The sequence below is a fragment of the Hydrogenophaga sp. genome (assembly GCF_011772445.1).
Taxonomy (GTDB): domain Bacteria; phylum Pseudomonadota; class Gammaproteobacteria; order Burkholderiales; family Burkholderiaceae_C; genus Hydrogenophaga.
The window spans coordinates 174454-199639 of record NZ_WVZN01000026.1 but is presented as its reverse complement, the minus strand read 5'-3'; the positions used below and the strand labels follow the sequence as shown (position 1 = coordinate 199639).

The window sequence follows — 25186 nt, the reverse complement described above, 5'->3', positions numbered from 1 at the left end:
GGCGTGCCAGGGGCGGTTCAACGCAGGAACTGCGCGCGGTAGTGCTCGAGCTCGTCGATGGATTCGTGCACGTCGGCCAGCGCGGTGTGCATCTGGCGCTTCTTGAAGGCGTCGACCACCTCGGGCCGCCAGCGCTTGGCCAGTTCCTTCAGCGTGCTCACGTCGACATTGCGGTAGTGCAGATAGGCCTCGAGACGGGGCATGTACTTCACGAGGAAGCGGCGGTCCTGCCCGATGGTGTTACCGCACAGCGGAGAGGCCTGCTTGGGCACGTAGCGGGCAATGAAGTCGATGAGCTGCTGCTCGGCCTCGGCCTCGCTCACGGTGCTGGCGCGCACCTTGTCGACGAGGCCACTGCGGCCGTGTGTGCCCTTGTTCCAGGCGTCCATGGCATCGAGCACGGCATCGCTCTGGTGGATCACGATCACCGGCCCTTCGATGCGGGGCGTGAGCTGGGGGCCGGTGATCACGACCGCGATCTCCAGCAGCCGCTCCTTCTCGGGGTCCAGCCCGCTCATCTCGCAGTCGATCCAGACCAGGTTCTGGTCGTTCTTGGCGAGCGAGGGCATTTCGGGGGCGGTGATGTCGGCGGGATTCGAACTCATGGCGCGATTCTCCGTCATCGGCCCGAGCCGGCCCCGGCGCTGGCGCATGGGCGCCGGTAGACTGGCGCCTTCATGGACACCGCCTCCCTCGCCTTCACCGCCGTTTTCTGTGCCCTGCTGGTGCTGGGCCTGCTCACGCGCTTCGCGCTGGCCAGCCGGCAGATCCGCCACGTGGCCCGCCACCGCGACCTCGTGCCCGCGCCGTTCGACGCCACCGTCCCGCTGGAGGCGCACCGCAAGGCCGCCGACTACACCATCGCCAAGGCGCGCTTCGGCCTGCTGGGCACTGCCTTCGAAACCGCCGTGCTCATCGGCTGGACGCTGTTGGGCGGCCTGAACGCCCTCAACCTGGCGCTGCTGGACGTCATGGGCCCGGGCCTTTGGCAGCAACTGGCGCTGATCGCCGCCTTTGCGCTCATCGGCGGCCTGCTGGGCCTGCCCTTCTCCTGGTACGCCACGTTCCGGCTCGAGGAACGCTTCGGCTTCAACAAGACCAGCCTCGGCCTGTGGATCGCCGATGGCCTCAAGGGCGGCCTGCTGGGCGCGGCCATCGGCCTGCCGCTGGCCGCGCTGGTGCTCTGGCTCATGGGCGCGGCCGGCGACACCTGGTGGCTGTGGGCCTGGGGCGTGTGGATGGTGTTCAACCTGCTCGCGCTGGTGCTGTACCCCACGCTCATCGCGCCGCTGTTCAACAAGTTCGAGCCGCTGACCGACGAGGCCGTGAAAGACCGCGTGAACGCGCTCATGGCGCGCTGCGGCTTCTCCGCCCAGGGCCTGTTTGTGATGGACGGCAGCAAGCGCAGCGCGCATGCCAATGCCTACTTCACGGGCTTCGGTGCGGCCAAGCGCGTGGTGTTCTTCGACACCCTGCTTCAACAGCTCACGCCCGACGAGATCGACGCCGTGCTGGCACACGAGCTGGGCCACTACCGCCTGCGCCACATCACGCAGCGCGTGGTGATGCTGTTCGGCCTCAGCTTCGTGGGGTTCGCGGCCCTGGGCTGGGCGGCCTCGCAGGCCTGGTTCTACACAGGCCTCGGCGTGGAGCCCGACCTGGCTGCGCCCAACGACGCGCTCGCGCTGATCCTGTTCCTGCTGGCGGTGCCGCTGTTCACCTACTTCCTGTCGCCATTGGCCGCGCAGTTGTCGCGCAAGCACGAGTTCGAGGCCGACGCCTTCGCGAAGGAGAAGACGCGCGGCAACGACCTCGCCAGCGCCCTGCTCAAGCTCTACAAGGACAACGCCAGCACGCTCACGCCCGACCCGCTGTACGCGCGCTTCTACTATTCCCACCCCCCCGCCAGCGAACGCCTGGCGCGATTGCAAACCGCCTGAGAGCGCCCGACCATGAACCCCATCCACCAGAACCGCCGCGCGCTCAACGCCACCGAGATCGTCACCCAGCTCAGCCAGCTCAACGGCAGCGAGCCCGATGGCTGGAAGCTCATCGACGGCGCCATCGAGCGCACCTTCAGGTTCGCCAACTACCACGAGACCCTGGCCTTCGTGAACGCCATGGCCTGGATCGCCCACCGCGAGGACCACCACCCCGACACGGCCTTCGGCTACAACCGCTGCACCCTGCGCTTCAACACGCACGATGTGAACGGCATCTCGGTCAGCGACTTCCACTGCGCGGCGGCGGTCAACGCCTTGCTCGCGACCTGATGGGCGGCACGCAGCTCGCTCGCGTGGTGGCGGCGCACGGCCGCCACTGCCTGGTGGAGGGCGAAGACGGGCAGCGCACCCTGTGCCACCCGCGCGGCAAGAAGAGCGCGGTGGTGGTGGGCGACATCGTCGCCTGGCAGCGCAGCGGCGACGAGGGCAGCATCGAGCGCATCGAGACGCGGCGCAACCTGTTCTACCGACAGGACGACATGCGCACCAAGGCCTTCGCGGCCAACCTCGACCAGGTGCTGATCCTGCTGGCGGCCGAGCCCGTGTTCTCCGAAAGCCAGCTCACGCGCGCCCTGCTCGCGGCCGAGGCCGAGGGCATCAGTGCCTTCATCGTGCTCAACAAGCAGGACCTGGGCGAGGCGTTCGAGCAGGCCTGGGCGCGGCTCGCGGCCTACCGGCGCATGGGCACCCCCGTGTTGCCGCTGGGCCTCCAGCAGGGCCAGGGCCTGGACGCCTTGCGCGAACGCCTGGCGGGCCGCCACACCCTGGTGCTGGGCCCCTCGGGCGTGGGCAAGAGCACGCTGGTGAACCGACTGGTGCCCGAGGCCGGTGCCCAGACCGGCGAGATTTCGCGCGCCCTCAATACCGGGCGCCACACCACCACCAGCACCACCTGGTACTGGCTCGACGCCGCGCGGGAAAGCGCGCTCATCGATTCGCCGGGCTTTCAGGAGTTCGGCCTGCACCACCTGGAAGCCGAGCACCTCGCGCAGCTCATGCCCGACCTGCGCGCCACCCTGGGCGACTGCCGCTTCTACAACTGCACGCACCGGCATGAGCCGGGCTGCGGCGTGCGCTCGCACGTGGGCGCCGATCCCGCGAGCGACCCCCTGGCCATCGACGAAGTCCGCTACCGGCTCTACAACGAACTGTTCGACGAGCTGGCAAACAAGCGGACGTATTGACAGACCACCCCGCCGCGCTTCGCGCGCCCCCTCAAGGGGCACACCAGCGGCCCGGCAAAGCCGGTTCCGCGGTGTCTTGGACCGCGCCTTCCTACACCCGGGCCAGCGTCAACAGCGCCAGCAGCAGCATCCACAGCACCACCGCGCGCCACACCAGACCGACCACACTGCCCAAGTGGGCCAGTTGAGGCTCGGGGCGCGCACCGGGATCGGTGTCGTCCGGCGGCGGGGCGGCCGGGTCCTGCGGGGTCAGCCGCACGTTGATGGCGCCCGAGGTGGCCGCCAGCACCACGCCGTCACTGCCCGGTGCGAACTGCTCGGCATCGGCACGCCAGCTGGCCACCGCCTCCTCGAAGTTGCCCACCACCGCGAAGCCCAGCGCCGTGATGCGCGCGGGCACGTGGTCGATCCAGCGCCAGGCGGTGGCCGCGGCGCGGCGAAGCGCTTCACTGGGTGTGCCGTCCGCACGCGCGCGCCAGTTGCGCGACAGGTATTCGGCCAGCCGGTAGAACACCGCTCCCGCCGGGCCCAGGCCGATCACCCAGAACAGCAGGAAACACACGAACACACCGAACACGTGTCGGTGCGCGGCCAGCACGGAATGCTCGATCACCTGGCGCAGCAGCTCGGTGCGCGGCAGCGCGCTGGCGTCCACGCGCAGCCACTGCGCCAGTTGCTCGCGCGCGGCCCGCTCGTCACCGTCCTCAAGGCTGCGGCGGATCTCGCTGAAATGGTGGCTGAACTGGCGAAAACCCAGCGTCACGTAGAGCACGGCCACCGTCCACACGAAGGACAACACGCCGCTGAGTTCCCAGAGCCCGTGGTAGATCAGCGCCGCCAGCGCCGACGGCACACCCACGGCCAGCAGCCAGGCCAGCCAGCCGTGCGAGGACTGGCCCGCGTCGAGGTTGCGGCGCACGCCACGGCCCCAGGCACGCAGTCCGGCGTGCACGGGGTTGTTGAACGACAGGGGACGGGCCTGCTCGATGAGCAGCGCCAGCAGGATGGCCAGGAAACCCATGGGGCCGATGATAGTGGGCACGCAGGCCCAGGCCTTCGCCGCGCGCGACTCAGGCGGTGAGCAAGCGGTACAGGTTGCGCAGCATGCCGGCCGTGGCACCCCAGATGAAGCGCTCGTGCTGGCCGTCGTGCCAGGGCATGGAGTACCACTCGCGCACGGCACCGCCGAACTCCATGAGGTGGCGTCGGTGGTGGCGCGGGTCCATCAGGAAACGCAGCGGCACCTCGAAGACGTCGTCCACCTCGTGCGGGTTGGGACGCAGCGAGAAGCCCGGCTGAACGAGGCCCACCACCGGGGTCACGTGGAAGGCCGTGCCGGTGATGTAGACCGGCAGGGTGCCCAGCACTTCGACGCTTTGCGGCGGCAGACCGATTTCTTCGTCCGCCTCGCGCAGCGCGGCGGCGATGGCGTCGGCGTCTTCCGGGTCGACCTTGCCACCCGGGAACGCGATCTGGCCCGAATGGGTGGACAAGGTGGCGGTGCGCTGGGTGAGCAGCAGGTGGAGTTCGTCGCGCACCACCAGCGGCAGCAGCACGGCCGCGTCGGCCGGCTCACGGTCGGCGAAGCGCCGTTCGCGCACGAACTCGGGTGTCCAGATCGGGGGTGCCTCGAACAGGGCGCGCAGGCCGTCCGGGGTGAGCCGGTGCGCGGCCGCCGGCAGCAGGCCCTCGCTCGCACCCGTGGCCACCACGGGCACGGTGCGCGGATCGAAGGGCGGGAGGCGGACGACGGGCTCGGTCATGGACGAATGGACGCAGCGGCGACAAAAAAGCCGCTCCGGGGAGCGGCTTGTTGCGGGAGGCCGGATCAGGCGCCCAGCTTTTCCTTGATGCGGGCCGACTTGCCGCTGCGCTCGCGCAGGTAGTACAGCTTGGCGCGGCGCACGTCGCCGCGGCGCTTGACCTCGATCTTGGCGATCAGCGGGCTGTACAGGGGGAAGGTGCGCTCCACGCCTTCGCCGCTGGAGATCTTGCGGACGATGAAGCTGGAGTTCAGGCCGCGGTTGCGACGGGCGATCACGACGCCTTCGTAGGCCTGCACGCGCTTGCGGGTGCCTTCGATGACGTTGACGCTGACGATCACGGTGTCGCCAGGGGCGAAGGGCGGGATGGTCTTGCCGAGGCGGGCAATCTCTTCCTGCTCGAGGGTCTGGATGAGGTTCATGGTTCCTGTTCCACGATCGTGGCCGCGCTGCACTAAAGGCCGCGAATCCGTGAAGTCAGAACTGACTTACCCAACGGTCGCGGCGGCCGGCCAGAGGATCGAAAAGCCCACCATTATAGCCAGACCGGTCCTGCCAGACCAAGCCGGGGCAGACAGGCTCAACCCAGGCCGCGCAGGAAGCGCTCGTCGTCCGGCCCCAGGCGGCCCTCGGCCCGGGCCCTGGCGATCAGGTCGGGCCGCTGGCGGGCGGTCAGGGCCAGGCGCTGCTCGCGCCGGTGGCGCTCGATGCGCTCGTGGTGGCCGCCCAGCAGCACCGGCGGCACGCCCAGGGGACCGTCGGGGCCGTGCCAGACCTCGGGTCGGGTGAAGTGCGGGCTGTCCAGCAGGCCATCCAGCGCGGGGTTGAAGCTGTCCTGCTGGTGGCTGCCTTCGTCGCCCAGCACGCCGGGCTGCAGGCGCGCCACGGCGTCCAGCAGGGCCATGGCCGGGATTTCACCTCCCGAGAGCACGAAGTCGCCCAGGCTGAGCTGCAGGTCCACGCAGGCGTCGATGAAGCGCTGGTCGATGCCTTCGTAGCGCCCGCACACCAGCACGGCACCCTGCGGCGCATCGGCCCACCGCGCGATGCCCGCGTGGTCCAGCCGGTCGCCCACGGGCGAGAACAGCACCACCGGGGCGCGTGCGTCCTCTGGCTCGGCGCGCTCGGCGCGGATCGCCTGCAGGCAGCGCCACAGGGGCTCGGCCATCATCACCATGCCCGGCCCACCACCGAAGGGCCGGTCGTCCACGCGGCGGTAGTTGCCCTCGGCGAAATCGCGCGGGTTCCAAAGGCGCACGTCGACCTGCTTCGACTCGAAGGCGCGGCGGTTGATGCCGTGCGCGAGGAAGGGCTCGAACAGCTCGGGGAACAGGGTGACGACATCGAAGCGCATGGGCGCCCTGGCTCAATAGTCTTTTTGCCAGTCGGCGGTGATGCGACGCGCCGCGCGGTCCACGTCGTCGATGTACGCGGCCACGAAGGGAATCATCCGCTCGGCGCTGCGCTCCTCGCCGTCCACGGTCTCGAGGTATTCAAGCACCAGCACCGAAGTCGGCCCGGTGCTCATGAGGTCGCGCACCACGCCGAGCTCCTCGCCCTCGCGGTTGACCACCGTGAGGCCGATCAGGTCGACCCAGTAGAACTCACCGGCCTCGGGCTCGGGGAATGCGCTGCGCGGCAGGGAGATGCGGCAGCCCTTGAGCGACTCGGCGAGGTTGCGGTCGTCGATGCCTTCGATTCGCGCGACGAGTCCCTCGGCATGCGCCTTGAGCTCGGCCACGCGCAGGACGACGCAGCCCTTGAAAACGGAAAAGCCGCGCGCGAAGCGGGCTTCGGGCGGCTGAAGAAACCAGTCTCGGCTGGCGAACAGCGCGTCGGTGTCGGCGCTGTGGGGCTGGATGCGGACCCAGCCCTTGATGCCCCAGGCGTCCTGGATGCGGCCCAGTTCGACGGCATCGGCCGGCAGGGCCGACGCGACCAGGGCCGCGGACATGGTGGCGATCAGGCGGCCGGGGCGGCGGCCTTGGCTTCCTTGACCAGGCGCGCGACCGTGTCGGACGGGGTGGCGCCGACGCCGAGCCAGTAGTTCAGGCGGTCGCTGGCGATGCGCAGCTTCTCTTCGCCGCCCTTGGCGTTGGGGTTGTAGAAACCCAGGCGTTCGATGAAATTGCCATCGCGACGCGAGCGCTTGTCGGCGGCGACGATGGTGTAGAACGGACGGGCCTTGGCGCCGCCGCGGGAGAGTCGAATGACGACCATGATTTATCCTTCGGGTGGTTGGGCACGATCCGGGACTTCCGGGGTGCCGCCGGATCTTTCGATCCGCTGCTCGATTTCCTGCGGCGCTTGAGACACACGACTGACCACCCGGCCAGCGAAACACCGCAAAGCCGGCGATTATAGCCCGCTGCCCCATCACTCGACACCCCCTCGCCTCCGGCTTCCGCCCATGCCCCTGATCCGCCCCAGCACCGACGACGACCTCGCCGCCATCACCCGCATCTACGCCCACCACGTGCTGCACGGCACCGGCACCTTCGAAACCACCCCGCCCACCGAGGCCGAGATGGCCCAGCGCCGCGCCGACGCGCTGGGCAAGGGCCTGCCCTGGCTGGTGGTGGAGGAAAGCGGCCAGGTGCTCGGCTACGCCTACGGCAACTGGTTCAAGCCGCGCCCGGCCTATCGCTTCTCGGTGGAGGACTCGATCTACCTGGCCCCCGAGGCGGCAGGCAAGGGCCTGGGCCGGCTGCTGCTGGCCGAGCTGCTCGCCGTGCTGCAGCGCGCGGGCATCCGCAAGGTCATGGCGGTGATCGGCGATTCGGCCAATGCCGGCTCCATCGGCGTGCACCGCGCGCTGGGCTTCACGCCGGTGGGCACGGTTCAGGCCTGCGGCTGGAAGTTCGGCCGCTGGCTGGACATCGTGATCATGGAAAAGCCCCTGGGCGAGGCGCACCACGCGCCGCCTCAGGAGGGCTGAGCGTGACGCGACGCAAGAACAAGACCCTGGCCGTGTGGCTGGCGCTCATCGGTGGCGCCCTGGGCCTGCACCGCTTCTACCTGCGCGGCCTGGGCGACTGGGTGGGTTGGTTGCACCCGCTGCCCACCGCGCTGGGCTGGTACGGCGTGGAGCGCGTGCTGGCCCACGGGCAGGACGACAAGCTGTCCTGGGTGCTGATCCCGCTGCTGGGCCTGAGCATCGCGGCGGCCTGCCTCACGGGCATCGTCTACGCGCTGGCCGACGCCGGGAAATGGGACCGCTGGTTCAACCCCGCCAGCCCCGGCGGAACAGCCGGGCACACCAACTGGCTCACCGTCATCGCGCTGGTGCTCTCGCTGCTCGTGGGCACCATCGCCTTCATGGGCAGCCTGGCCTTCGGCTTCCAGCGCTACTTCGAATACCAGGTCGAAGAGGCGCGCAAGATCAGCCAGTGATCAGCCGCCCAGCGGATTGAGCCAGGCCATTGCCGTCATCACCAGGCTCAGTGTGAACAGCGCCATCACCGTGGTGAGGCCGGTGGCGGCGATGGTGAGCGCCTGCGCCGTGTCGTAGCGCTGGGCGAACAGGAAGACGTTGGCCCCCACCGGCAGGGCAGCGGCCACCACCATCACCGTGAGCGGCAGCCCGGTGATGCCCAGGCCCCAGGCCGACAGGCCCACCAGCAGCGGGAGCAGCAGGTTCTTGACCAGCACCACGCCGAAGGCCGGCCGCCAGTGCCCGGCCAGCGGCGTGCGCGCCAGGCTCACGCCCACCAGCACCAGGGCGATCGGACCGAAGGCGCTGCCCAGCAATTGCAGCGGCTTGTCGATCACCACCGGCAAGGACCAGCCCGACTGCGCGAACAGCAGGCCACTCAGGATGGGCAGGGGAATGGGGTGGATGAGCGTGCCCTTGATCACCGAGCCCAGCGTGGCCCACAAGGGCGGCGCGGCCTCACCGCGCTCGCGCGCCTCGCGCGCCACGACCAGTTCCAGCACCACAGAACCCACGCTGAGCAGGATGAGCGCGTGCACCGACACCAGGGTGAGCATGGTCACCAGCGCGGACTTGCCATAGGCCAGCTCGGCCAGGGTGATGCCGATCATCACCATGTTGGAAAACACGCTGGCCATGGCGATCACCACGCTCTCGCGGCTGAAGCCGCGCCAGGCAACGATGGCGAAGAGCACCAGCACCACCACGGGGAAGTAGGCCAGCACGGGGCGCAGGTCCAGCACTTCCAGGTGCACCGAGGCCATGGTGCGGAACAGCAGCGCCGGGATGAGCAGCAGGAACACCAGGTTGGACAGGTCCTTGACCGCCGAGTCGCGTATCCACTCGCGCCGCCCCGCCAGGTAGCCCAGCGCGATGAGCAGGAAGACGGGCGTGAGGGAGACGAAAAGGGGGTGCTGGGCGAGGTTCACCCGGGGATGGTATCGCCCGGGCCCGCGCCACCCGGCCGCTTCAGCGGCTGCCCTCGGCCTCGCTCAGGCGGTAGTACAGGCCGTAGGGATCGTTGTCGAGCACGTGAAACTTCCCCTCGACCACCACCGCCTCGAGCCGGTACTTGACGGGTGTTTTCGTGCGCACCTCCACCAGGCTCTCGGCGCCGCCCGGCGTGCAGAACGAGCAGGTGAGCGGCACCGAGGCCAGCAGGAAATGGCGCTGATTCTCGCCCGGCTCCAGCGGCAGCATGAAGCCATGCAGCTTGAGGCGGCGCTGGTCGAGCGCACGCACCTCGGGCGGGTAGACCGGCACGACGCGCTTGCGTTTGGACACGGTCTTCACTGCGGTCTTCACGTCGGTGAGCAGCGACCAGGCCACCACGTCGTCGCGTTTGGGCAGCGGCGCGATGGGGCTTTGCGGGCTGTGCACACCCGCGCCCTGGCCGTGCGGCAGGCCCAGCGGGCCCGCGCCGGCACCATCGGCGGGCGGTGCGCCCAGCGGCGAACCCAGCACCTGCGCGAAAGCCGGCCCCGAGGCCAGTGCGGCCAAGTTCAGCAGAAGGTGACGTCGGTACGGATGCATGAATGGCGGAGCGAAGAGGTCTGACCGAGGGTGCCGCGGAACCGGCTTTGCCGGGCCGCAGGCGTCGCCCCCTTTCAGGGGGTCGCGCGCAGCGCGGCGGGGGTGGCCCTCAATGCGCGTGTCGCATGCCGCAGTATTTGCCCAAGGCGAGACCCTTGCAAGCGACCGCGAGTTCCGCCATGCAGACCTTTTCGCCCTTGCCCGCCTCCAGGCACTTGGCCGCGCCCTCGTGTGCCGCGGCCATGGCGCGGTGGCGCTGGATGTCCTCCCGGGTTTCCTTGTCGGAGTGTTGAGCGAAGGCGGCGCCGGCGCTCAGCAGGACGGCGAACAGGGTGGTGGTGATGGGTGCTTTCATGGATCAGCTCCGGGGGTTGAGAAGGGTGTGAACGTCGGCGCGGTAGGCGGCGATGGCGGGCAGCACCGCGGCCAGCAAGGCCGCGCCCAGGGCCAGCAGGGGCACCCAGGCCAGGGCGGCGGGCCAGTGGCCGGCCTGCAGCAAAGTGGGGAGGGCCGCGTCGCCCCAGCCGCGGCTGGCGAGGGCGGCCAGGCCCTGCGCGGCCAGCAGGCCCAAGGCCGTGGCGAGCACGGCCAGCCAGGCTGCCTCGGCCAGGAGCAGGGCGGCCACGCGACGCGGCGGTGCACCCAGCAGGCGCAGCAGGGCCAGGTCGGCGCGGCGTTCGCGCACCGCGCTCCAGAGCGCGATGAACACGGAGAGCGCGGCCACCACGAGCAGCACGCCCGCGAGCGCGCGCAGCACCTGCGTGCCCTGCCCGATCAGACTCAGCAGGCGCGTCACCTCCACGGCCGGCGCCGCCGCCTGCAGCGGCGTGTTGCTGTTGACGAAACGCGGAAAGCCCGCGGCGGCCAAGGGGCTGCGGTAGCGAACCAGGCCGATGGTGATTTCCCGCTCGGCGTCCAATGCGGCCTGCAGTTCGGCGCGCTCCTCGGCGCCCTGGTCCTCGTCGGTGTGCATCTCGTCGTGCACGAACCAGACCGATTCGGTGGCCGTGAGCACGAGCCGGTCGAGCACGCAGCCGCAGGGGCGCAGCACACCGGTGACGGCGTAAGGCGTGCTGTCGTGCACCGCGCCGCCCGCGCCCAGGCCGTGCGCACCGACGAAGCGGGCGCCAAGGTCCAGGCCGCTGCCGCGCGCCACCGCGTCGCCCAGCACGGCCTGCATGGGCGCTTGCCACAAGGCGCCGCGCGCCAGCGTGGCACCGTAGAGGGAGAGGTAGTCTGGCGTGGTGCCGACGATGCGCCAGCCCTGCAGGTTGTCGCCCAGGCTCAGCGGGATGAACTGCGCCACCTGGGGGTGTTCGGCGATGCGCCGCGCCTCGGCCAGCGCGATGTTGCCGGGCGGCACGTCCAGGTGGAACACGCCGGCCAGGATGAGCTGCATCGGGCTGCCCTTGGCGCCCACCACCGCGTCGATGCCGGCGAGGTCGCGCTCGAAGGCACGATCGACCTGGTCGCGCGCGAGGACGAGAAAAGCGATCGAGGCCAGCCCCAGGGTGAGCAGCAGCAGGTTCAGCGCGGCGGTGAGCGGTCGCGCCCACAGGTACTGCCAGGCCAGGCGCGGCAGGCCAGTCGTCATGCTGACGCCCCCACCGACTCAAGCGCCAGCACCGCCGCGCCGTGGAACACGGCCAGCGCGCGCGCGTCGTGCGTGGCGACGACCAGCGTGGCGCCGGCGCGGTGAGCGGTCTCGCGCAGCAGGGCCAGCGCCTGGGCGCAGGCCGCGTCGTCCAGGCTCGCGGTGGGCTCGTCGGCCAGCAACAGCGCCGGGCGCCGCAACAGCGCACGCGCCAGCGCCACGCGCTGCGCCTGTCCGCCCGACAGGGCCGAGGGCCGGCGCTCGCGCAGGGCCTCGATGCCCAGGGCGCTCAGCAACCCGTCGATGGCGCGCCGGTCCACCGGCAGGCCGGCGGCGCGGTAGGCCAGGGCCAGGTTGTCGGCCACGCTGAGGTCGGCGCTCAGGTGCAGGCGCTGCGGCAGCACACCCACGGTGGCGCCGCGCCAGGCGTCGCGCGCGGCGCCACGCAGCGCGCCGACCGACTGCCCTGCCACCTCGACCGTGCCTTCGCCGGGCGTCAAGAGCCCCGCCGCCAGCGCCAGCCACGTGGACTTGCCGCTGCCCGAGGCCCCGCGCAGCACCAGCGTGCCGCCCNNGCGCGAAACCGAGCGCGCGCGTGCGGATCACGCGGCGCGCTCCGCCTCGGCGCAGGGCGCGCACACGCCGCGCAAGGCCAGTTCCACGCGCTCCACCACGTCGCCCTGTCGGGCCAGCGCGCGCCGCAGCTCGCGCAGCCAGGCCATGCCGGCGGCGGGTGCCTCGTCGAGCGCGCGGTCCTGTCCGCAGCGCCGGCATTCGAAGCGCGGCTGCCAGCCGGTGGCGGGCGACCGCGCCGCGTCGCCCGCGCCTTGCAGCGTGTAGCGCCAGGTGCCCCGGTCGTCGCTGTGGCGCGCCAGCACCGCGCAGGCGGCCAGGCGGTCCAGCAGGCGATAGAGCGTCACGCGGTTGGGCTCGTGCCCGCGCTGACGCAAGGCCTGCAGCACCTGCGCGTGCGTGAGCCCCTGGCCCGGCCGCGCGAGGAACACCCCCAGCGCCGCGCGCGTGGCCAGGGTGCGGCGCAAACCGGCGGCCTCCAGCCGGGCCTGCAGGTGGTCGGGGACGGCGTCGGCATCGGTGGGGGAGCGGGTCATCGCGGCGGCCTGATATCGCAACTGAGTTGCAAATAATAACCCCATGGAAAGGCACGGCCGCTGGGCCCTCTGCCGCCTGACTACACTGCCCGCTCCCTCACCCCCGGCCCTGCCCTTGCCTGCCTCCCACCTGTTGCTCGCCCTCGCCGTCGTGGCCGTGTGGGGCACCAATTTCGTCGTGATCCGCTGGGGCCTGGACGGCCTGCCGCCCTTCCTGTTCGCCACGCTGCGCTTCGCGCTCTCGGCCCTGCCCTGGCTGCTGTTCGTGCCGCGTCCCGCCGCCACCTGGCGGTCCATGGCGGCCGTGGGCGTGCTGCTGGGCCCGGGCCAGTTCGGCCTGCTGTTCTTCGCCATCGACGGCCGCATCTCGCCCGGCCTGGCGTCNNCGGGTCTGCTGCTGGCGATCGCCGGGCTGGGTCTGATCGCCGCCAACCTGGACGCGACGGTGACGATGGCGGGCCTGGGGCTGGTGATCGGCGCGGCGTTCTTCTGGGCGAGCGCCAACCTGGTGGTGAAGACGCTGGGCGAAGTGAACATGCTGCACTTCATGGTGTGGAGCAGTGTGTTCGCGGTGCCGCCGCTGCTGGTGATCTCGCTGCTGGTGGAAGGGCCGGCGCTGATCGCTCAATCGATGCGCGCGGCCGACGGCGTGGTGTGGGCGAGTGTGCTGTGGCAGGCCATCGGCAACACGCTGTTCGGCTACGGTGCGTGGAACTGGCTGCTGGCGCGGCACCCGGCGGCCACGGTGACGCCGATGGCCCTGCTGGTGCCGGTGTTCGGCCTGAGCGCCTCGGCCTTCAGCCTGGGGGAGGCGATGCCGGGGTGGAAACTGGGCGCCTGTGCGCTGGTGCTGGGGGGCTTGGCGGTGATCGTGTTCTGGCCGCGGTGGCGGCGGGGGCGCTGACGGGGGCTCCCCTTCTCCGGTTGCTCCGGTCGTCGGCGACCGGGTGTCCGGCTCCGCGACTGTCCCCCGGATCGGAGCGCTGGCGCGCTCCGATCCTCCTCCTTTATGTCGCTACGCCGGACACCCGATCACCGACGACCTCGTTGGCACTCGGTCTGTGGGCGCGCCACCGCTTCTTCGGCTCGCGGACGCTGGGTGCCCTGCGTAGCGAAATAAAGGAGGAGCNNAGCCAAGGGCGCAGCCCTTGGCGGGGGACATTCGCGGAGCAGGGCACCCAGTGGCCGCGAGCGCCGCGAGGTCGTGGAGTGAAATCTGCGAATCCCAGACCCAGCCCTACTTCGCCAAACGCGCGAAGGTCTTGCGGAACTTGGCCACCTTCGGCGCCGCCACCGCCATGCAATACCCCTGGTGCGGATTGCGCTCGAAGAAGTCCTGGTGGTAGTCCTCGGCGGGCCAGTAGTTTTCCAGCGGCTTCAGCTCCGTCACGATCGGGCGGCCGAAGGCCTGGTCCTTCGTCAGCTCATCGATGATGGCCCGCGCCTCGGCCTGCTGCTCGGGCGTGGTGAAGTAGATGCCGCTGCGGTACTGCGTGCCCACGTCGTTGCCCTGGCGGTTCAGCGTGGTCGGGTCGTGCACCACGAAGAAGATCTCCAGCAACTCGCGCGTGCTCACCTCATCCGGGTCGTACTCCAACCGCACCACCTCGTTGTGGCCCGTGCTGCCGGTGCACACCTGCTCGTAGCTGGGCTGCTTCACGTGCCCGTTGCTGTAGCCCGACTCCACGTCGCTCACGCCGCGCACTTCCTTGTAGACCGATTCGGTGCACCAGAAGCAGCCGCCACCGAGCACCAGTACCTGCTTGTCGCTCATCCATCTCTCCTGTGATCCTTGCATGCCCTTGAGTCGGCGCAGGCCCGGATTTCTTGCAGCCGCTCATTCTGCGGGAGCAGCGAATCCCCGCACGGCGTCGAGGAATGCCGCCAGGGCGGCACTTTCCGTGCCCGCACGCCAGAGGCAGCGCGTCTCATAGGGCGGCGAATCCCCTTGCAGCGGCACGAAAGCCGCGCCCGGCAACCCCGCCTGCTGCAGCGCCGCCGGCACCAGCGACACCCCCAGCCCCTGCGCCACCACCGACACCACGCTGAGCCAGTGCCGCAGCTCGAAGCGCACGTCGGGCTCGAAGCCGTGGTCGGCGCAGAGCGCGAGCAGGCGGTCATGGTAGTCGGGCGAGACGGCGCGCGAGATGGCCACGAAGGGCTCGCCCGCCAGCAGGGCCGGGGCCAGGCGGCGCTTGCGCGCCAGCGGGTGCTGCGCCGGCACGCAGGCCACGAAGGCCTGGCGCGACACCAGCACCTGCGCGCAGCCCGGCGGCACGCGCGGGGTGTGCACGAAGCCGGCCTCCAGCCGCCCGTGCTGCAGGTCGATGAGCTGGTCGCTGGAGCTCATCTCGCGCAGCACCAGCTTCAGGCGCGGGTGGCGCTGCGCGAAGCCGCGCAGGATCTGCGGCAGGCCCCGGTAGAGCACCGTGCCCGCGAAGCCCACGCGCAACTGGCCGCTCACGCCCTGCGCCACCTCGCGCGCCTCGCGGGCCGCGCCGGCGGCGGCGTCCAGCAGGGCACGGGCGCGCGGCACGAAGGCCAGGCCCGCCGGCGTGAGCGCCACGCCCCGGCTGTTGCGCACGAACAGCGGCGCGCCCACCGAGGCCTCCAGCTGCTGGATGTTGAGCGACAGCGGCGGCTGCGTCATCGCCAGGCGCGCGGCGGCGCGGCCGAAGTGCAGCTCCTCGGCCAGGGCCAGGAAACAGCGCAGGTGGCGAAACTCCATCGATATGCCGTTCGAATCCTTGAATACAGGATCGATATTAGACAGCTATGGCTCATGGGCGGACAATCCCCGGATTGCCCACCGCACACGGAGACACGCCATGCTCTCGCCCCAAAAGGCCAAAGCCAGCTTCAGCTGGGAAGACCCCTTCCACCTCGACGGCCAGCTCAGCGACGACGAACGCGCCGTGCGCGACGCCGCCCACGCCTACTGCCAGGAGCGCCTGCTGCCGCGCGTGACCGAGGCCTTCCGCAAGGAAAACACCGATCCGGCCATCTTCCGCGAGATGGGCGAGCTGGGCCTGCTGGGCGTGACCATTCCCGAAGCCTACGGCGGCGCCGGCCTCAACTACGTCTGCTACGGCCTGGTCGCGCGCGAGGTCGAACGCATCGACTCCGGCTACCGCTCCATGATGAGCGTGCAGAGCTCGCTGGTGATGGTGCCGATCAACGAGTTCGGCACCGAAGCGCAGAAGCAGAAGTACCTGCCGAAGCTCGCCACCGGCGAATGGATCGGCTGCTTCGGCCTGACCGAGCCCGACCACGGCTCCGACCCCGGCAGCATGGTCACCCGCGCGAAGAAGGTGGCCGGCGGCTACAGCCTCTCGGGCGCCAAGATGTGGATCACCAACAGCCCCATCGCCGACGTCTTCGTGGTGTGGGCCAAGGACGACGAAGGCGCGATCCGCGGCTTCATCCTCGACAAGGGCGCCAAGGGTTTGAGCGCCCCCGCCATCCACAGCAAGGTGGGCCTGCGCGCCTCCATCACCGGCGAGATCGTGATGGACAACGTGTTCTGCCCCGAAGAGAACGCCTTCCCCGAGGTGCGCGGTCTCAAGGGCCCCTTCACCTGCCTCAACAGCGCGCGCTACGGCATCGCCTGGGGCGCGCTCGGCGCGGCCGAGGACTGCTACTTCCGCGCCCGCCAGTACGTGCTGGACCGCCAGCAGTTCGGCCGCCCGCTGGCCGCCAACCAGCTGATCCAGAAAAAGCTGGCCGACATGCTCACCGAGATCAGCCTGGGCCTGCAGGGCTGCCTACGCCTGGGCCGGCTCAAGGACGAGGGCACGGCGCCCGTGGAGCTCACCTCCATCCTCAAGCGCAACAGTTGCGGCAAGGCGCTGGACATCGCGCGCCTGGCGCGCGACATGATGGGCGGCAACGGCATCAGCGACGAGTTCGGCGTGGCCCGCCACCTGGTCAACCTCGAGGTGGTGAACACCTACGAAGGCACGCACGACATCCACGCGCTGATCCTGGGCCGCGCGATCACGGGCATCGCGGCGTTCAACTGAGGCCGCTCGTCAGGTGCTGACGAGCGTGCCCTGGTGATAGACGATCTTCCATTGGCCCCTGATCCCTGCGCCAGATGGTGCTGCGGCGCGTGATCCGCGCAGCGCCCTGCACCGATCGGCAGGTCAACAGGCCGGCGTGTGGCGCCAGGGGGGCCCTGGATTCATCGCTCAGGCATCGGGTCTGAGCAAGGCGGCTGAGCCAGTACTCGGGCAACTGCTGATCACCCGCCACGGCATGAATCAGCACGCCCTCGTCGGTCTCGGAATAGAAGATCTTGAAAGGGAAATCGGCAATGAGTCGACGCCTCGTTCCGGCCACCGCCGGCCTACCGTGCGCCGGAAAGCTCAGGGCCAGCTTGGCAGCGACTTCCACTTCGGAGCGAAAGCGCGCGCCCAGACCTCGACGAAGGGTTTCGTAGTAGGCCGTCTGGGCAAGCAACTCGGCCCGCGCCTCCCGAGTGAAGCGCACCCGCTTCACGGCGCGATGCGACGAGCTTCGGCAAAGACGTCCTCAGCGGCGTAGGTGATGACTTCGCCACGCGCATGGGCCGCCACACGGCGCTCGATCTCCCTGGCCCAGGCGGCGTCCACTTCGGCCAGCGGCGCTTCGTGGAGCGATTCCAGCAGCAGCTCCACCAGCCGTGAACGTTCGTCGGCCGGCAAGCTGCGGGCCTGTTCGGCGAGTTCGACAACGGGATCGGTCATGGGGCACCTCCAAACGACGGACACATGATACGAGCATGGCCCCGGTTACCCCGCGGCGCAGCGCGCACGCTTTCTGCTAGCGTGCGCGCACGATGCTCTCGCTCGACTTCCTGTCCCTGCCGCTGCTCGCGGCCGCCGCGCTGGTGTTCATCAGCGTGCTGGCCGGCGTGTTTTCCGCCCGCGTGGGCTTTTCCTTTCTGCTGGTCTTCCTGGTGGTGGGCATGCTGGCCGGACAGGACGGGCCTGGCGGTCTGCGCTTCGACGACTTCCGCCTGGCGTTCTGGGTGGGCAACGTGGCGCTCGCGGTCATCCTGCTCGACGGCGGGCTGCGCACCGAGCTGAGCACCTTTCGCACCGGCCTCAAACCCTCGATCCTGCTGGCCACCCTGGGGGTGCTGATCTCCGCTGCCATCACGGGCGCGGCGGCGCACTGGCTGCTGGACCTGTCCTGGCCGATGGCGCTGCTGGTGGGCGCCATCGTGGGCTCCACCGACGCGGCCGCCGTGTTCGCGCTGCTCAAGTCCTCGGGCGTGCGGCTCAACGAGCGCGTGGCCGCGACGCTGGAGATCGAATCGGGCATGAACGACCCGATGGCCGTGTACCTCACGCTGGCCTTCATCGGCGTGGCGCTGGCGGCTGGCGCGGGCGCGTCGGGCGAGGCCACGCTGGGCGGCATCGCCTGGTCGCTGGTGCAGCAGTTCGGCTGGGGCGCCCTGGCCGGCCTGGCCAGCGGCTGGGGCCTGGCCGAGCTGCTCAAGCGCCTGGGGCGCGGCGCCGACGGCGGCGGCGGCATCCGCGCGCTGCTCATCGTCTCGGGCGGACTGGCCGTGTTCGCGGCCACCACCTGGCTCGGCGGCTCGGGCTTTCTGGCCGTCTACGTGATGGGGGTGGTGGCCGGCAACCGCGCGCGCCGCTTGGTGCGCTCCTCGCTGTCGGCCATGGACGGCTACGCCTGGCTCGCGCAGGCCGGCATGTTCCTGTTGCTGGGCCTGCTGGTGACGCCCAGCGAGATGGTGGACACCCTGCTGCCGGCGCTGGGCGTGTCGATGGTGCTGATGCTGGTCGCCCGGCCGGTGGCGGTCTGGCTGTGTCTGATGCCCTTCCATTTCGCGCCGCGCGAGATCGGCTTCATCGCCTGGGTGGGCCTGCGGGGTGCCGTGCCCATCGTGCTCGCGGTGTTCCCCATGATGGCGGGCGTGCCCGGCGCACGCGAGTTCCTCGACGTGGCCTTCGTGGTGGTGCTGACCTCGCTGCTGCTGCAGGGCTCGACCATCGCCCTGGCGGCGCGCCACACGCACGTGGCCCTGCCCGACCTGGACGACACCGAGGAGGCGCGCCTGGTGTTCGGCGACTTCGAGCTGGACGCCAGCACGCCGCTGGAGGCGCTGTGCGGCTTCTATGGCCTGCCGGTGCCGGGCGAATCGGACCAGAGCGTGGGGCGCTGGCTGCACCAGGAGATCAACCGCCCGCCCGTGGTGGGTGACCTGGCCCATCTCGGCAAGGCCGAGGTGAGCGTGCGTGAGGTCGACGCGAACCGGATCACGCGCGTGGGCATCAAGCTCGGCTGACGTCCGGCCAGCGCCTTCGCGCGGGGTGCGTCTGCCTGGCGGCCGGGAAGCCGTCGCCGCTTTACCAGCCCGACACCGGGGCGCAAGGTGGGTAGGGTATATTAATAACCCACCGGTCAGTAACTTCCACCTGATGCCCTCCCCCGCCCCCACCCTGCCGCCCGAGGCCCCGCGCCGCACCCGCCGCAAGGAGGCGCGCCCGGGCGAGCTGATCGAGGCCGCGCTGAGCCTGTTCGTCGAGAAGGGCTTCGCCGCGACCCGCGTGGAAGAGGTGGCCGCGTGCGCCGGGGTGTCCAAGGGCACCCTGTTCCTGTATTTCCCGAGCAAGGAAGACCTGTTCAAGGCCGTGGTGCGTGAAACCGTGGCCGGGCGCTTCCCGGAATGGGCGGACGAGCTGGCCGAATTCCAGGGCGACAGCGTGGAGCTGGTGCGCTATGCCATGCACACCTGGTGGGAGCGCGTGGGCATGACGCCCGCCTCCGGCATCACCAAGCTGGTGATGGCCGAGGCCAGCACCTTTCCGGAGATCGCCACCTTCTATCAGAACGAGGTGGTGGCACCCGGCCATGAACTGATCCGCCGCATCCTGCAGCGCGGCATCGACCGCGGCGAATTCCGCGACATGCCGCTCGACTACGCCGTCTACAGCCTGGTCGCGCCCATGATCTTCCTGCTGATGTGGAAGCACGCGATGACGCCCTGCGCCCCGCCCTCGCAGCAGATCGACCCGCTCACCTTCATCGACACCCAGGTCGACCTGATCCTGAGCGGCATGCTCAAGCGCCTGTCATGAGCACCGCAGCGCACCGAGCCAAGGTTTCCCAATGACCACCTCGCGCCTTCGCAAGACCCTCTACTGGGCCCTGCCCGTGCTGGCCGTGGCCGCGCTGGCCCTGGGCGTGGTGCGTGCGCTGGACAAACGCAGCACCCAGGCCGAACGGGCGCGCGCCGCCGCCGAGGCGCTGCAGACCACACCGGTCTACGAGATCGCCGCGCGCGACCTGATCACCGTGCGCCGCCTGCCGCTGCAACAGACCGCCGCGGTCTCGGGCTCGCTGGAGGCGCTGCAGACCGTGGCCATCAAGGCCCGGGTGGCCGGCGAGTTGCGCGAGCTGAGCAAGCGCGAGGGCGACAGCGTGGCCGCCAACGAGGTGGTCGCGCGCATCGACCCCACCGAGCCGCAGGCGCGCGTGCGCCAGGCCGAACAGCAGGCCGAATCCGCGCTGGCGCAAGTGCGCATCGCGCAGCGCAACCAGGACAACAACCAGGCCCTGGTGAAACAGGGCTTCATCTCGGCCACCGCGCTGGCAACCTCGCAGGCCAACCTCGCCGCGGCCGAGGCCACGCACCGCGCGGCCGTGGCCGCCCTGGACATCGCGCGCAAGTCGCTCGCCGACACCGTGCTGCGCTCGCCCATCGCGGGCCAGGTCGCCGCGCGGCCGGTGCAGAACGGCGAGCGCGTGGGTGTCGACACGCGCGTGCTCGAGGTGGTGGACCTCTCCGCCTTCGAAATGGAAGCCGCCTTGAGTCCGGCCGACGCCGCGCGCATCCAGACGGGCCTGAGCGCGCGCCTGGTCGTGGAAGGCCTGGCCGAGCCGGTGGCCGCCACCGTGGCGCGCATCAACCCCAGCGTGCAGGCTGGCAGCCGCAGCGTGCTGGTCTACCTGCGCCTGAACGCGGTGCCGGGCATGCGCCAGGGCCTGTTCGCGCGCGGCGAGATCGTGGCCGGCGCCATCGAGGCATCCGTCGTGCCCGTCTCGGCCATCCGCAACGACAAGCCCGAGCCCTACCTGCAGGTGCTGCGCGACGGCGCGGTGAAGCACGTGCCGCTGGCGCCTGCCCCCGCTGGCAGCGTGGACGGCGTGCCGCACCAGGCCGTGCCCATGCTCGCCGAAGGCGACACCGTGCTCGCCGCCACGGCTGGCGCCATCCGCGACGGCACGCGCGTGAACCTGGCCGCCACCAGGCCCTGAGCGCCGCGAGCACGCCCGGCCATGTGGTTCACCCAGGTCTCGCTGCGCAACCCGGTGTTCGCCACCATGGTCATGCTGGCCTTCGTGGTGCTGGGCGCCTTCTCGCTGCAGCGCCTGCAGGTCGACCAGTTCCCCAACATCGACTTCCCCGTGGTGGTGGTGACCACCACCTACCCCGGTGCCTCGCCCGAGATCGTCGAGTCCGAGGTGACGAAGAAGGTCGAGGAAGCCGTCAACGCCATCGCCGGCGTCAACAGCCTCACCTCGCGCAGCTACGAGGGCACCTCGGTGGTGATCATCGAGTTCCAGCTCACGGTGGACGGGCGCAAGGCCGCCGACGACGTGCGCGAGAAGATCGGCATCCTGCGCCCGCTGCTGCGCGACGAGGTGGACGAACCGCGCGTGCTGCGCTTCGATCCGGCCAGCCGCGCCATCTGGTCCGTGGCCGTGGTGCCCGACGCGGTGGACGGCCGCACGCCGTCCGGCGTGGAGCTGTCCACCTGGGCCGACCAGGTCCTCAAGAAGCGCCTGGAGAACGTGCGCGGCGTGGGCTCGGTCACGCTGGTCGGTGCCACGCGGCGCGCCATCAACATCGAGCTCGACCCGGTGGCCATGCAGGCCCTGGGCGTCACCACCGAGCAGGTCAATGCCGCCGTTCGCAGCGAGAACCAGGACCTGCCGGTGGGCACGCTCAAGGCCGGCGAATCCGAGCGCGTCGTGCAGGTGCTGTCCCGCCTGCACAACCCGCGCGACTTCGAGGACATCATCGTCGCGCGCCGCGGCGGCTCTCCCGTGCGCCTGGGCCAGGTGGCGCGCGTGAGCGACGGCACACAGGAGGTGGAAAGCCTCTCGCTCTACAACGGCCAGCGCACCCTGCTGCTGCAGGTGCAGAAGGCGCAGGACGAGAACACCATCGCCGTGGTGGACGGACTCAACGCGGCCCTGAGCGCGGTGAAACCCGAGCTGCCGCCGGGCGTGCGCCTGGAGCCCATCGCGGACGGTGCGCGGCCGATCCGTGTGTCGGTGCAGAACGTGCGCCAGACGCTGATCGAGGGCGCCATCCTCACCGTGCTCATCGTCTTCCTGTTCCTCAACTCCTGGCGCTCCACGGTCATCACCGGGCTCACGCTGCCCATCGCCATCATCGGCACCTTCTTCGTGATGAACGCGCTGGGCTTCACGATCAACATGATGACGCTGATGGCGCTCACGCTCTCGGTCGGCCTGCTGATCGACGACGCCATCGTGGTGCTCGAGAACATCGTGCGCCACGTGCAGATGGGCAAGACGCCCTACCAGGCCGCCATGGAAGGCACGCAGGAGATCGGCCTGGCCGTGCTCGCCACCACCCTGTCCATCGTGGCGGTGTTCCTGCCCATCGGCTTCATGGGCGGCATCATCGGCAAGTTCTTCCACGAGTTCGGCATCACCATGGTCGCGGCGGTGCTGATTTCCATGTTCGTGAGCTTCACGCTGGACCCGATGCTGTCGTCCGTGTGGCACGACCCGGCCATCGACGCGCACGGCAAACCACCGGGGCGATCGCTTTACGACCGCACCCTGGGCCGCGTGACGCACTGGTTCGACCGCTTTCAGGACGACCTGGCCGAGGGCTACCAGGGTGCGCTGCGCTGGTCGCTGCGGCACAAGCTGGCCACGCTGGGTCTGGCCCTGGCCACCTTCATCGGCAGCCTGGCCATGCTGCCGCTGCTGGGCTCCGAATTCGTGCCGCAGGCCGACTTTTCCGAGGCCTCGGTCAGCTACCACACGCCGGTCGGCTCCTCCCTGGTCGCCACCGAGGCCAAGGCGCGCGAGGTGGAGGCCATCCTGCGCGGGTTCCCCGAGGTGCGCTACACGCTCACCACCATCAACACCGGCGCCGCCCAGGGCAGCATGTACGCCAGCACCTACGTGCGGCTGGTGAACCGCGAGGAACGCGCGCTCAGCGCCGTCGCCATGGCGGCCACGCTGCGCGAGCGCCTGCGCGCGGTGCCGGGCGTCACCGTCACGCACGCGGGCCTGCTCGATGCGGTGGGCGGCGGCAAGCAGATCGAGTTCTCGCTGCAGGGCGACGACCTCGACGAGCTGGAGCGCCTGAGCGCGCTCATCACCGAACGCCTGCGTCCCATCGTCGGCCTGGTGGACCTGGACTCCAGTCTCAAGCCCGACAAGCCCACGGTGGACGTGGTGCTCAAGCGCGAACTCGCCTCCGACCTGGGTCTGTCCACGAACGCCATTGGCAACAGCCTGCGCACGCTGGTGGCGGGCACCACGGTGGGCAACTGGCGCGCGCAGAACGGCGAAACCTACGACGTGACGGTGCGCCTGCCGCCGCCGCAGCGGCAGCGCACGCAGGACCTGCTGCAACTGCCGCTGAACCTGGGCGCCGCCGCCGACGGCAGCGCGCGCACCGTGCCGCTGTCCCAGGTGGCCGACGTGGTCGAGGCCACGGGCCCGAACCAGATCAACCGCCGCAACCTCAAGCGCGAGGTGTCCTTCAGCGCCAACGTCTACGGCCGCTCCACCGGCGAGGTCTCGGCCGAGATCCAGCGCGTCGTCAGCGGCATCGCCCTGCCGCCGGGCTACCGCACCGAGTTCAGCGGCTCGACGAAGAACATGCAGGAGTCCTTCGGCTACGCGCTGTCGGCGCTGGCCCTGGCCATCATCTTCATCTACATGATCCTGGCCAGCCAGTTCCAGAGCTTCCTGCAGCCGCTCTCGCTGATGACCTCGCTGCCGCTCACGCTGATCGGCGTGGTGCTGGCGCTGCTGATGTTCGGCTCCACCATGAGCATGTTCTCCATCATCGGCATCGTGCTGCTCATGGGCCTGGTGACCAAGAACGCCATCCTGCTGGTGGACTTCGCCATCCGCGCGCGCGAAGGGCGCGCCGGCGGCCCCCCGCTGCCGCGCGACGAGGCCCTGCTGCTGGCGGCCAAGGTGCGGCTGCGCCCCATCCTCATGACCACGCTGGCCATGGTCTTCGGCATGGTGCCGCTGGCCTTCGCGCTCACCGAAGGCTCGGAGCAGCGCGCCCCCATGGGCCAGGCCGTCATCGGCGGCGTCATCACCTCCTCGCTGCTCACGCTGGTGGTGGTGCCGGTGGTCTACGGCTACCTGGACGACTTCGCCAACTGGCTGCGCCGCAAGGCCGGCCTGCCGCCCGCCGTCACACCCCGACCGGACGGCGCGTCACAGGGCGCCTCCTAAAATCCGCCGGTTGTGCCGACCCCTATGGAGAATTGAAATGACCACCGCGAACCGCCTCGAACAGGCCCGATTCAACATGATCGAGCAGCAGATCCGCCCCTGGGAGGTGCTCGACGGCCGCGTGCTCGATCTGCTGGCCCGCGTGCGGCGCGAGGACTTCGCACCCACCGCGCACCGGGCCCTGGCCTTCACCGACATGGAACTGCCCCTGACGCAGCCCGTGGTGGACGGCCAGTGCATGCTCGCCCCGCGCGTGCAGGCGCGCCTGGTGCAAGACCTCGCCCTGCAGCCCACCGACAAGGTGCTGGAGATCGGCACCGGCAGCGGCTACACCGCCGCCCTCATGGCCAGCCTGGCACAGCGCGTGCTGTCGCTCGAGATCGAGCCCGCGCTGGCTTCTCAGGCGCGCACGCGCCTGATGCAGGCCGGCATCACCAACGTCGAGGTGCGCCAGGCCGACGCCTGCGCGAACGACTTCGCGGCCTGTCGCGCCGACGGCCCGTACGACGCCATCCTGCTCGCCGGCTCGGTGGCCGAGGTGCCGCCCGCGCTGCTGGGCCTGCTGGCCCCGGGCGGCCGGCTCGCGGTCATCACCGGCAGCGAGCCCATGATGCGCGCCACCTTCATCACCCGCGCGGGTGATGCCGACTTCCGCACCGTGCAGCCCTGGGACACCGTCGCGCCGCGCCTGCGCAACTTCCCCGAGCCCTCGCGCTTCCGTTTCTGAAGCGAGCCCGCGCATGCAAGCCATCACCCCCGCCCAACTCGACGACTGGATCCGCCAGGAAACGGCGGACGGCCGCGCCACGCCGGTGCTGCTGGACGTGCGCGAGCCCTGGGAACTGCAGACCGCCAGCGTGGCGAGCGGCCCGGGCTACGAGCTGCTGGCCATGCCCATGCGCAGCGTGCCCGCGCGCCTGGCCGAGCTCGACCACGACCGCCCCATCGCCGTGCTCTGCCACCACGGTGGCCGCAGCGCGCAGGTGGCCCGGTTCCTGCAGGACCAGGGCCGCACACGCGTCGTCAACGTGCACGGCGGCATCGATCTGTGGTCGCAGGAACGCGACCCGTCGATCCCCCGCTACTGAT

The 25186-nt window shown here is 70.3% G+C and carries 29 protein-coding genes and 1 pseudogene; 13 read left to right on the top strand and 17 right to left on the bottom strand.

What is annotated here, in order from left to right:
* Positions 1 to 17: 17 nt before the first annotated feature.
* Positions 18 to 605: an oligoribonuclease gene (gene orn, locus GTO19_RS12265; protein ID WP_291021170.1), complete on the bottom strand. Its 588-nt coding sequence runs from the start codon at positions 603 to 605 to the stop codon at positions 18 to 20.
* Positions 606 to 677: 72 nt separating this feature from the next.
* On the opposite strand from orn, the gene GTO19_RS12260 reads away from it, so the two are divergent.
* From GTO19_RS12260 to rsgA, 3 genes are read left to right on the top strand one after another with little or no spacing between them, the layout of a single operon-like run.
* Entirely contained in the window at positions 678 to 1940 is a 1263-nt protein-coding gene (locus GTO19_RS12260) for a M48 family metallopeptidase (protein ID WP_291021169.1), read from the top strand.
* Between the two features lie 12 nt (positions 1941 to 1952).
* Positions 1953 to 2273, top strand: a complete 321-nt coding sequence (locus GTO19_RS12255; protein ID WP_291021168.1) for a 4a-hydroxytetrahydrobiopterin dehydratase — start codon at positions 1953 to 1955, stop codon at positions 2271 to 2273.
* On the top strand, positions 2273 to 3187 hold the full coding sequence (gene rsgA, locus GTO19_RS12250; protein ID WP_291021167.1) for a ribosome small subunit-dependent GTPase A: 915 nt from the start codon (positions 2273 to 2275) through the stop codon (positions 3185 to 3187). Before GTO19_RS12255 ends, rsgA begins: the two co-directional genes overlap by 1 nt.
* A 91-nt stretch (positions 3188 to 3278) precedes the next feature.
* On the opposite strand, the gene GTO19_RS12245 is transcribed toward rsgA, so the two are convergent.
* The 6 genes from GTO19_RS12245 to rpsP form a co-directional block, all read right to left on the bottom strand.
* Positions 3279 to 4208 carry a CobD/CbiB family protein gene (locus tag GTO19_RS12245; RefSeq protein ID WP_291021244.1) on the bottom strand — a complete coding sequence of 310 codons (930 nt, stop codon included), beginning with the start codon at positions 4206 to 4208 and terminating at the stop codon, positions 3279 to 3281.
* 49 nt (positions 4209 to 4257) lie between these two features.
* A complete protein-coding gene (locus GTO19_RS12240; protein ID WP_291021166.1) occupies positions 4258 to 4950 on the bottom strand; it encodes a CoA pyrophosphatase in 693 nt (230 codons plus the stop codon).
* 65 nt (positions 4951 to 5015) lie between these two features.
* The gene (gene rplS, locus GTO19_RS12235; RefSeq protein WP_009518047.1) at positions 5016 to 5372 is read right to left on the bottom strand and encodes a 50S ribosomal protein L19; all 357 of its coding nucleotides are present in this window, start codon (positions 5370 to 5372) and stop codon (positions 5016 to 5018) included.
* A 158-nt stretch (positions 5373 to 5530) separates the two neighbouring features.
* The gene (trmD, locus tag GTO19_RS12230) at positions 5531 to 6304 is read right to left on the bottom strand and encodes a tRNA (guanosine(37)-N1)-methyltransferase TrmD (protein WP_291021165.1); all 774 of its coding nucleotides are present in this window, start codon (positions 6302 to 6304) and stop codon (positions 5531 to 5533) included.
* 12 nt (positions 6305 to 6316) lie between these two features.
* The gene (rimM, locus tag GTO19_RS12225) at positions 6317 to 6904 is read right to left on the bottom strand and encodes a ribosome maturation factor RimM (protein ID WP_291021164.1); all 588 of its coding nucleotides are present in this window, start codon (positions 6902 to 6904) and stop codon (positions 6317 to 6319) included.
* Positions 6905 to 6912: 8 nt separating this feature from the next.
* Entirely contained in the window at positions 6913 to 7170 is a 258-nt protein-coding gene (gene rpsP, locus GTO19_RS12220) for a 30S ribosomal protein S16 (protein WP_291021163.1), read from the bottom strand.
* A 190-nt stretch (positions 7171 to 7360) separates the two neighbouring features.
* Between rpsP and GTO19_RS12215 the strand changes: the two genes are divergently transcribed.
* Complete coding sequence (locus tag GTO19_RS12215; protein ID WP_291021162.1) at positions 7361 to 7888, top strand: GNAT family N-acetyltransferase; 528 nt, start codon at positions 7361 to 7363, stop codon at positions 7886 to 7888.
* Between the two features lie 2 nt (positions 7889 to 7890).
* Positions 7891 to 8343: a hypothetical protein gene (locus GTO19_RS12210; RefSeq protein ID WP_291021161.1), complete on the top strand. Its 453-nt coding sequence runs from the start codon at positions 7891 to 7893 to the stop codon at positions 8341 to 8343.
* Here GTO19_RS12210 and GTO19_RS12205 read toward each other — a convergent pair whose 3' ends face one another.
* The 6 genes and pseudogenes from GTO19_RS12205 to GTO19_RS12180 all read right to left on the bottom strand — a co-directional run bounded on the left by GTO19_RS12205 (position 8344) and on the right by GTO19_RS12180 (position 12619).
* Positions 8344 to 9312 (bottom strand): AEC family transporter, encoded by a 969-nt coding sequence (locus GTO19_RS12205; protein WP_291021160.1) that lies wholly within the window; start codon positions 9310 to 9312, stop codon positions 8344 to 8346. It lies immediately after the preceding gene.
* Positions 9313 to 9352: 40 nt separating this feature from the next.
* Entirely contained in the window at positions 9353 to 9883 is a 531-nt protein-coding gene (locus GTO19_RS12200) for a DUF3299 domain-containing protein (protein ID WP_291021159.1), read from the bottom strand.
* Between the two features lie 142 nt (positions 9884 to 10025).
* A complete protein-coding gene (locus GTO19_RS12195; RefSeq protein WP_291021158.1) occupies positions 10026 to 10271 on the bottom strand; it encodes a hypothetical protein in 246 nt (81 codons plus the stop codon).
* A 3-nt stretch (positions 10272 to 10274) separates the two neighbouring features.
* The gene (locus GTO19_RS12190; RefSeq protein ID WP_291021157.1) at positions 10275 to 11510 is read right to left on the bottom strand and encodes an FtsX-like permease family protein; all 1236 of its coding nucleotides are present in this window, start codon (positions 11508 to 11510) and stop codon (positions 10275 to 10277) included.
* Positions 11507 to 12082 (bottom strand): annotated as a pseudogene (locus GTO19_RS12185) (ATP-binding cassette domain-containing protein); the annotation flags it as partial. The pseudogene GTO19_RS12185 and the gene GTO19_RS12190, both read right to left, overlap by 4 nt.
* Positions 12083 to 12112: 30 nt before the next feature.
* Positions 12113 to 12619, bottom strand: coding sequence for a hypothetical protein (locus tag GTO19_RS12180; protein ID WP_291021156.1), 507 nt, complete (start codon positions 12617 to 12619; stop codon positions 12113 to 12115).
* A 115-nt stretch (positions 12620 to 12734) separates the two neighbouring features.
* On the opposite strand from GTO19_RS12180, the gene GTO19_RS12175 reads away from it, so the two are divergent.
* Positions 12735 to 13523: an EamA family transporter gene (locus GTO19_RS12175; protein WP_291021155.1), complete on the top strand. Its 789-nt coding sequence runs from the start codon at positions 12735 to 12737 to the stop codon at positions 13521 to 13523.
* A 333-nt stretch (positions 13524 to 13856) separates the two neighbouring features.
* Here the strand turns inward: GTO19_RS12175 and msrA are convergent, their stop codons facing one another.
* Positions 13857 to 14393, bottom strand: coding sequence for a peptide-methionine (S)-S-oxide reductase MsrA (msrA, locus tag GTO19_RS12170; RefSeq protein ID WP_291021154.1), 537 nt, complete (start codon positions 14391 to 14393; stop codon positions 13857 to 13859).
* 63 nt (positions 14394 to 14456) lie between these two features.
* On the bottom strand, positions 14457 to 15347 hold the full coding sequence (locus GTO19_RS12165) for a LysR family transcriptional regulator (RefSeq protein WP_291021153.1): 891 nt from the start codon (positions 15345 to 15347) through the stop codon (positions 14457 to 14459).
* 100 nt (positions 15348 to 15447) lie between these two features.
* On the opposite strand from GTO19_RS12165, the gene GTO19_RS12160 reads away from it, so the two are divergent.
* Complete coding sequence (locus GTO19_RS12160) at positions 15448 to 16641, top strand: acyl-CoA dehydrogenase (RefSeq protein WP_291021152.1); 1194 nt, start codon at positions 15448 to 15450, stop codon at positions 16639 to 16641.
* Here the strand turns inward: GTO19_RS12160 and GTO19_RS12155 are convergent.
* Both GTO19_RS12155 and GTO19_RS12150 read right to left on the bottom strand, forming a co-directional pair.
* Positions 16634 to 17119 carry a type II toxin-antitoxin system RelE/ParE family toxin gene (locus GTO19_RS12155; protein WP_291021151.1) on the bottom strand — a complete coding sequence of 162 codons (486 nt, stop codon included), beginning with the start codon at positions 17117 to 17119 and terminating at the stop codon, positions 16634 to 16636. The two genes, GTO19_RS12160 and GTO19_RS12155, sit on opposite strands and share 8 nt — an antisense overlap.
* The gene (locus GTO19_RS12150) at positions 17116 to 17346 is read right to left on the bottom strand and encodes an addiction module protein (protein ID WP_291021150.1); all 231 of its coding nucleotides are present in this window, start codon (positions 17344 to 17346) and stop codon (positions 17116 to 17118) included. Before GTO19_RS12150 ends, GTO19_RS12155 begins: the two co-directional genes overlap by 4 nt.
* Positions 17347 to 17438: 92 nt before the next feature.
* On the opposite strand from GTO19_RS12150, the gene GTO19_RS12145 reads away from it, so the two are divergent.
* The 6 genes from GTO19_RS12145 to GTO19_RS12120 all read left to right on the top strand — a co-directional run bounded on the left by GTO19_RS12145 (position 17439) and on the right by GTO19_RS12120 (position 25185).
* On the top strand, positions 17439 to 18914 hold the full coding sequence (locus tag GTO19_RS12145) for a potassium/proton antiporter (RefSeq protein WP_291021149.1): 1476 nt from the start codon (positions 17439 to 17441) through the stop codon (positions 18912 to 18914).
* Between the two features lie 133 nt (positions 18915 to 19047).
* Positions 19048 to 19707 (top strand): TetR/AcrR family transcriptional regulator, encoded by a 660-nt coding sequence (locus tag GTO19_RS12140; RefSeq protein ID WP_291021148.1) that lies wholly within the window; start codon positions 19048 to 19050, stop codon positions 19705 to 19707.
* 31 nt (positions 19708 to 19738) lie between these two features.
* Positions 19739 to 20887, top strand: coding sequence for an efflux RND transporter periplasmic adaptor subunit (locus GTO19_RS12135; RefSeq protein ID WP_291021147.1), 1149 nt, complete (start codon positions 19739 to 19741; stop codon positions 20885 to 20887).
* Positions 20888 to 20908: 21 nt separating this feature from the next.
* Complete coding sequence (locus tag GTO19_RS12130) at positions 20909 to 24097, top strand: efflux RND transporter permease subunit (RefSeq protein ID WP_291021146.1); 3189 nt, start codon at positions 20909 to 20911, stop codon at positions 24095 to 24097.
* A 37-nt stretch (positions 24098 to 24134) separates the two neighbouring features.
* Positions 24135 to 24824 carry a protein-L-isoaspartate O-methyltransferase gene (locus tag GTO19_RS12125; protein WP_291021145.1) on the top strand — a complete coding sequence of 230 codons (690 nt, stop codon included), beginning with the start codon at positions 24135 to 24137 and terminating at the stop codon, positions 24822 to 24824.
* Positions 24825 to 24837: 13 nt separating this feature from the next.
* Positions 24838 to 25185, top strand: a complete 348-nt coding sequence (locus GTO19_RS12120; RefSeq protein ID WP_291021144.1) for a rhodanese-like domain-containing protein — start codon at positions 24838 to 24840, stop codon at positions 25183 to 25185.
* The last annotated feature ends 1 nt before the right edge of the window (position 25186 follow it).

What these genes read in the sequence shown, in the direction of transcription:
- orn (WP_291021170.1), bottom strand. Translation starts at nt 605, where the DNA reads ATGAGTTCGAATCCCGCCGACATCACCGCCCCCGAAATGCCCTCGCTC.
- GTO19_RS12260 (WP_291021169.1), top strand. Translation starts at nt 678, where the DNA reads ATGGACACCGCCTCCCTCGCCTTCACCGCCGTTTTCTGTGCCCTGCTG.
- GTO19_RS12255 (WP_291021168.1), top strand. Translation starts at nt 1,953, where the DNA reads ATGAACCCCATCCACCAGAACCGCCGCGCGCTCAACGCCACCGAGATC.
- rsgA (WP_291021167.1), top strand. Translation starts at nt 2,273, where the DNA reads ATGGGCGGCACGCAGCTCGCTCGCGTGGTGGCGGCGCACGGCCGCCAC.
- GTO19_RS12245 (WP_291021244.1), bottom strand. Translation starts at nt 4,208, where the DNA reads ATGGGTTTCCTGGCCATCCTGCTGGCGCTGCTCATCGAGCAGGCCCGT.
- GTO19_RS12240 (WP_291021166.1), bottom strand. Translation starts at nt 4,950, where the DNA reads ATGACCGAGCCCGTCGTCCGCCTCCCGCCCTTCGATCCGCGCACCGTG.
- rplS (WP_009518047.1), bottom strand. Translation starts at nt 5,372, where the DNA reads ATGAACCTCATCCAGACCCTCGAGCAGGAAGAGATTGCCCGCCTCGGC.
- trmD (WP_291021165.1), bottom strand. Translation starts at nt 6,304, where the DNA reads ATGCGCTTCGATGTCGTCACCCTGTTCCCCGAGCTGTTCGAGCCCTTC.
- rimM (WP_291021164.1), bottom strand. Translation starts at nt 6,904, where the DNA reads ATGTCCGCGGCCCTGGTCGCGTCGGCCCTGCCGGCCGATGCCGTCGAA.
- rpsP (WP_291021163.1), bottom strand. Translation starts at nt 7,170, where the DNA reads ATGGTCGTCATTCGACTCTCCCGCGGCGGCGCCAAGGCCCGTCCGTTC.
- GTO19_RS12215 (WP_291021162.1), top strand. Translation starts at nt 7,361, where the DNA reads ATGCCCCTGATCCGCCCCAGCACCGACGACGACCTCGCCGCCATCACC.
- GTO19_RS12195 (WP_291021158.1), bottom strand. Translation starts at nt 10,271, where the DNA reads ATGAAAGCACCCATCACCACCACCCTGTTCGCCGTCCTGCTGAGCGCC.
- GTO19_RS12190 (WP_291021157.1), bottom strand. Translation starts at nt 11,510, where the DNA reads ATGACGACTGGCCTGCCGCGCCTGGCCTGGCAGTACCTGTGGGCGCGA.
- GTO19_RS12180 (WP_291021156.1), bottom strand. Translation starts at nt 12,619, where the DNA reads ATGACCCGCTCCCCCACCGATGCCGACGCCGTCCCCGACCACCTGCAG.
- msrA (WP_291021154.1), bottom strand. Translation starts at nt 14,393, where the DNA reads ATGAGCGACAAGCAGGTACTGGTGCTCGGTGGCGGCTGCTTCTGGTGC.
- GTO19_RS12165 (WP_291021153.1), bottom strand. Translation starts at nt 15,347, where the DNA reads ATGGAGTTTCGCCACCTGCGCTGTTTCCTGGCCCTGGCCGAGGAGCTG.
- GTO19_RS12160 (WP_291021152.1), top strand. Translation starts at nt 15,448, where the DNA reads ATGCTCTCGCCCCAAAAGGCCAAAGCCAGCTTCAGCTGGGAAGACCCC.
- GTO19_RS12150 (WP_291021150.1), bottom strand. Translation starts at nt 17,346, where the DNA reads ATGACCGATCCCGTTGTCGAACTCGCCGAACAGGCCCGCAGCTTGCCG.
- GTO19_RS12145 (WP_291021149.1), top strand. Translation starts at nt 17,439, where the DNA reads ATGCTCTCGCTCGACTTCCTGTCCCTGCCGCTGCTCGCGGCCGCCGCG.
- GTO19_RS12140 (WP_291021148.1), top strand. Translation starts at nt 19,048, where the DNA reads ATGCCCTCCCCCGCCCCCACCCTGCCGCCCGAGGCCCCGCGCCGCACC.
- GTO19_RS12135 (WP_291021147.1), top strand. Translation starts at nt 19,739, where the DNA reads ATGACCACCTCGCGCCTTCGCAAGACCCTCTACTGGGCCCTGCCCGTG.
- GTO19_RS12130 (WP_291021146.1), top strand. Translation starts at nt 20,909, where the DNA reads ATGTGGTTCACCCAGGTCTCGCTGCGCAACCCGGTGTTCGCCACCATG.
- GTO19_RS12125 (WP_291021145.1), top strand. Translation starts at nt 24,135, where the DNA reads ATGACCACCGCGAACCGCCTCGAACAGGCCCGATTCAACATGATCGAG.
- GTO19_RS12120 (WP_291021144.1), top strand. Translation starts at nt 24,838, where the DNA reads ATGCAAGCCATCACCCCCGCCCAACTCGACGACTGGATCCGCCAGGAA.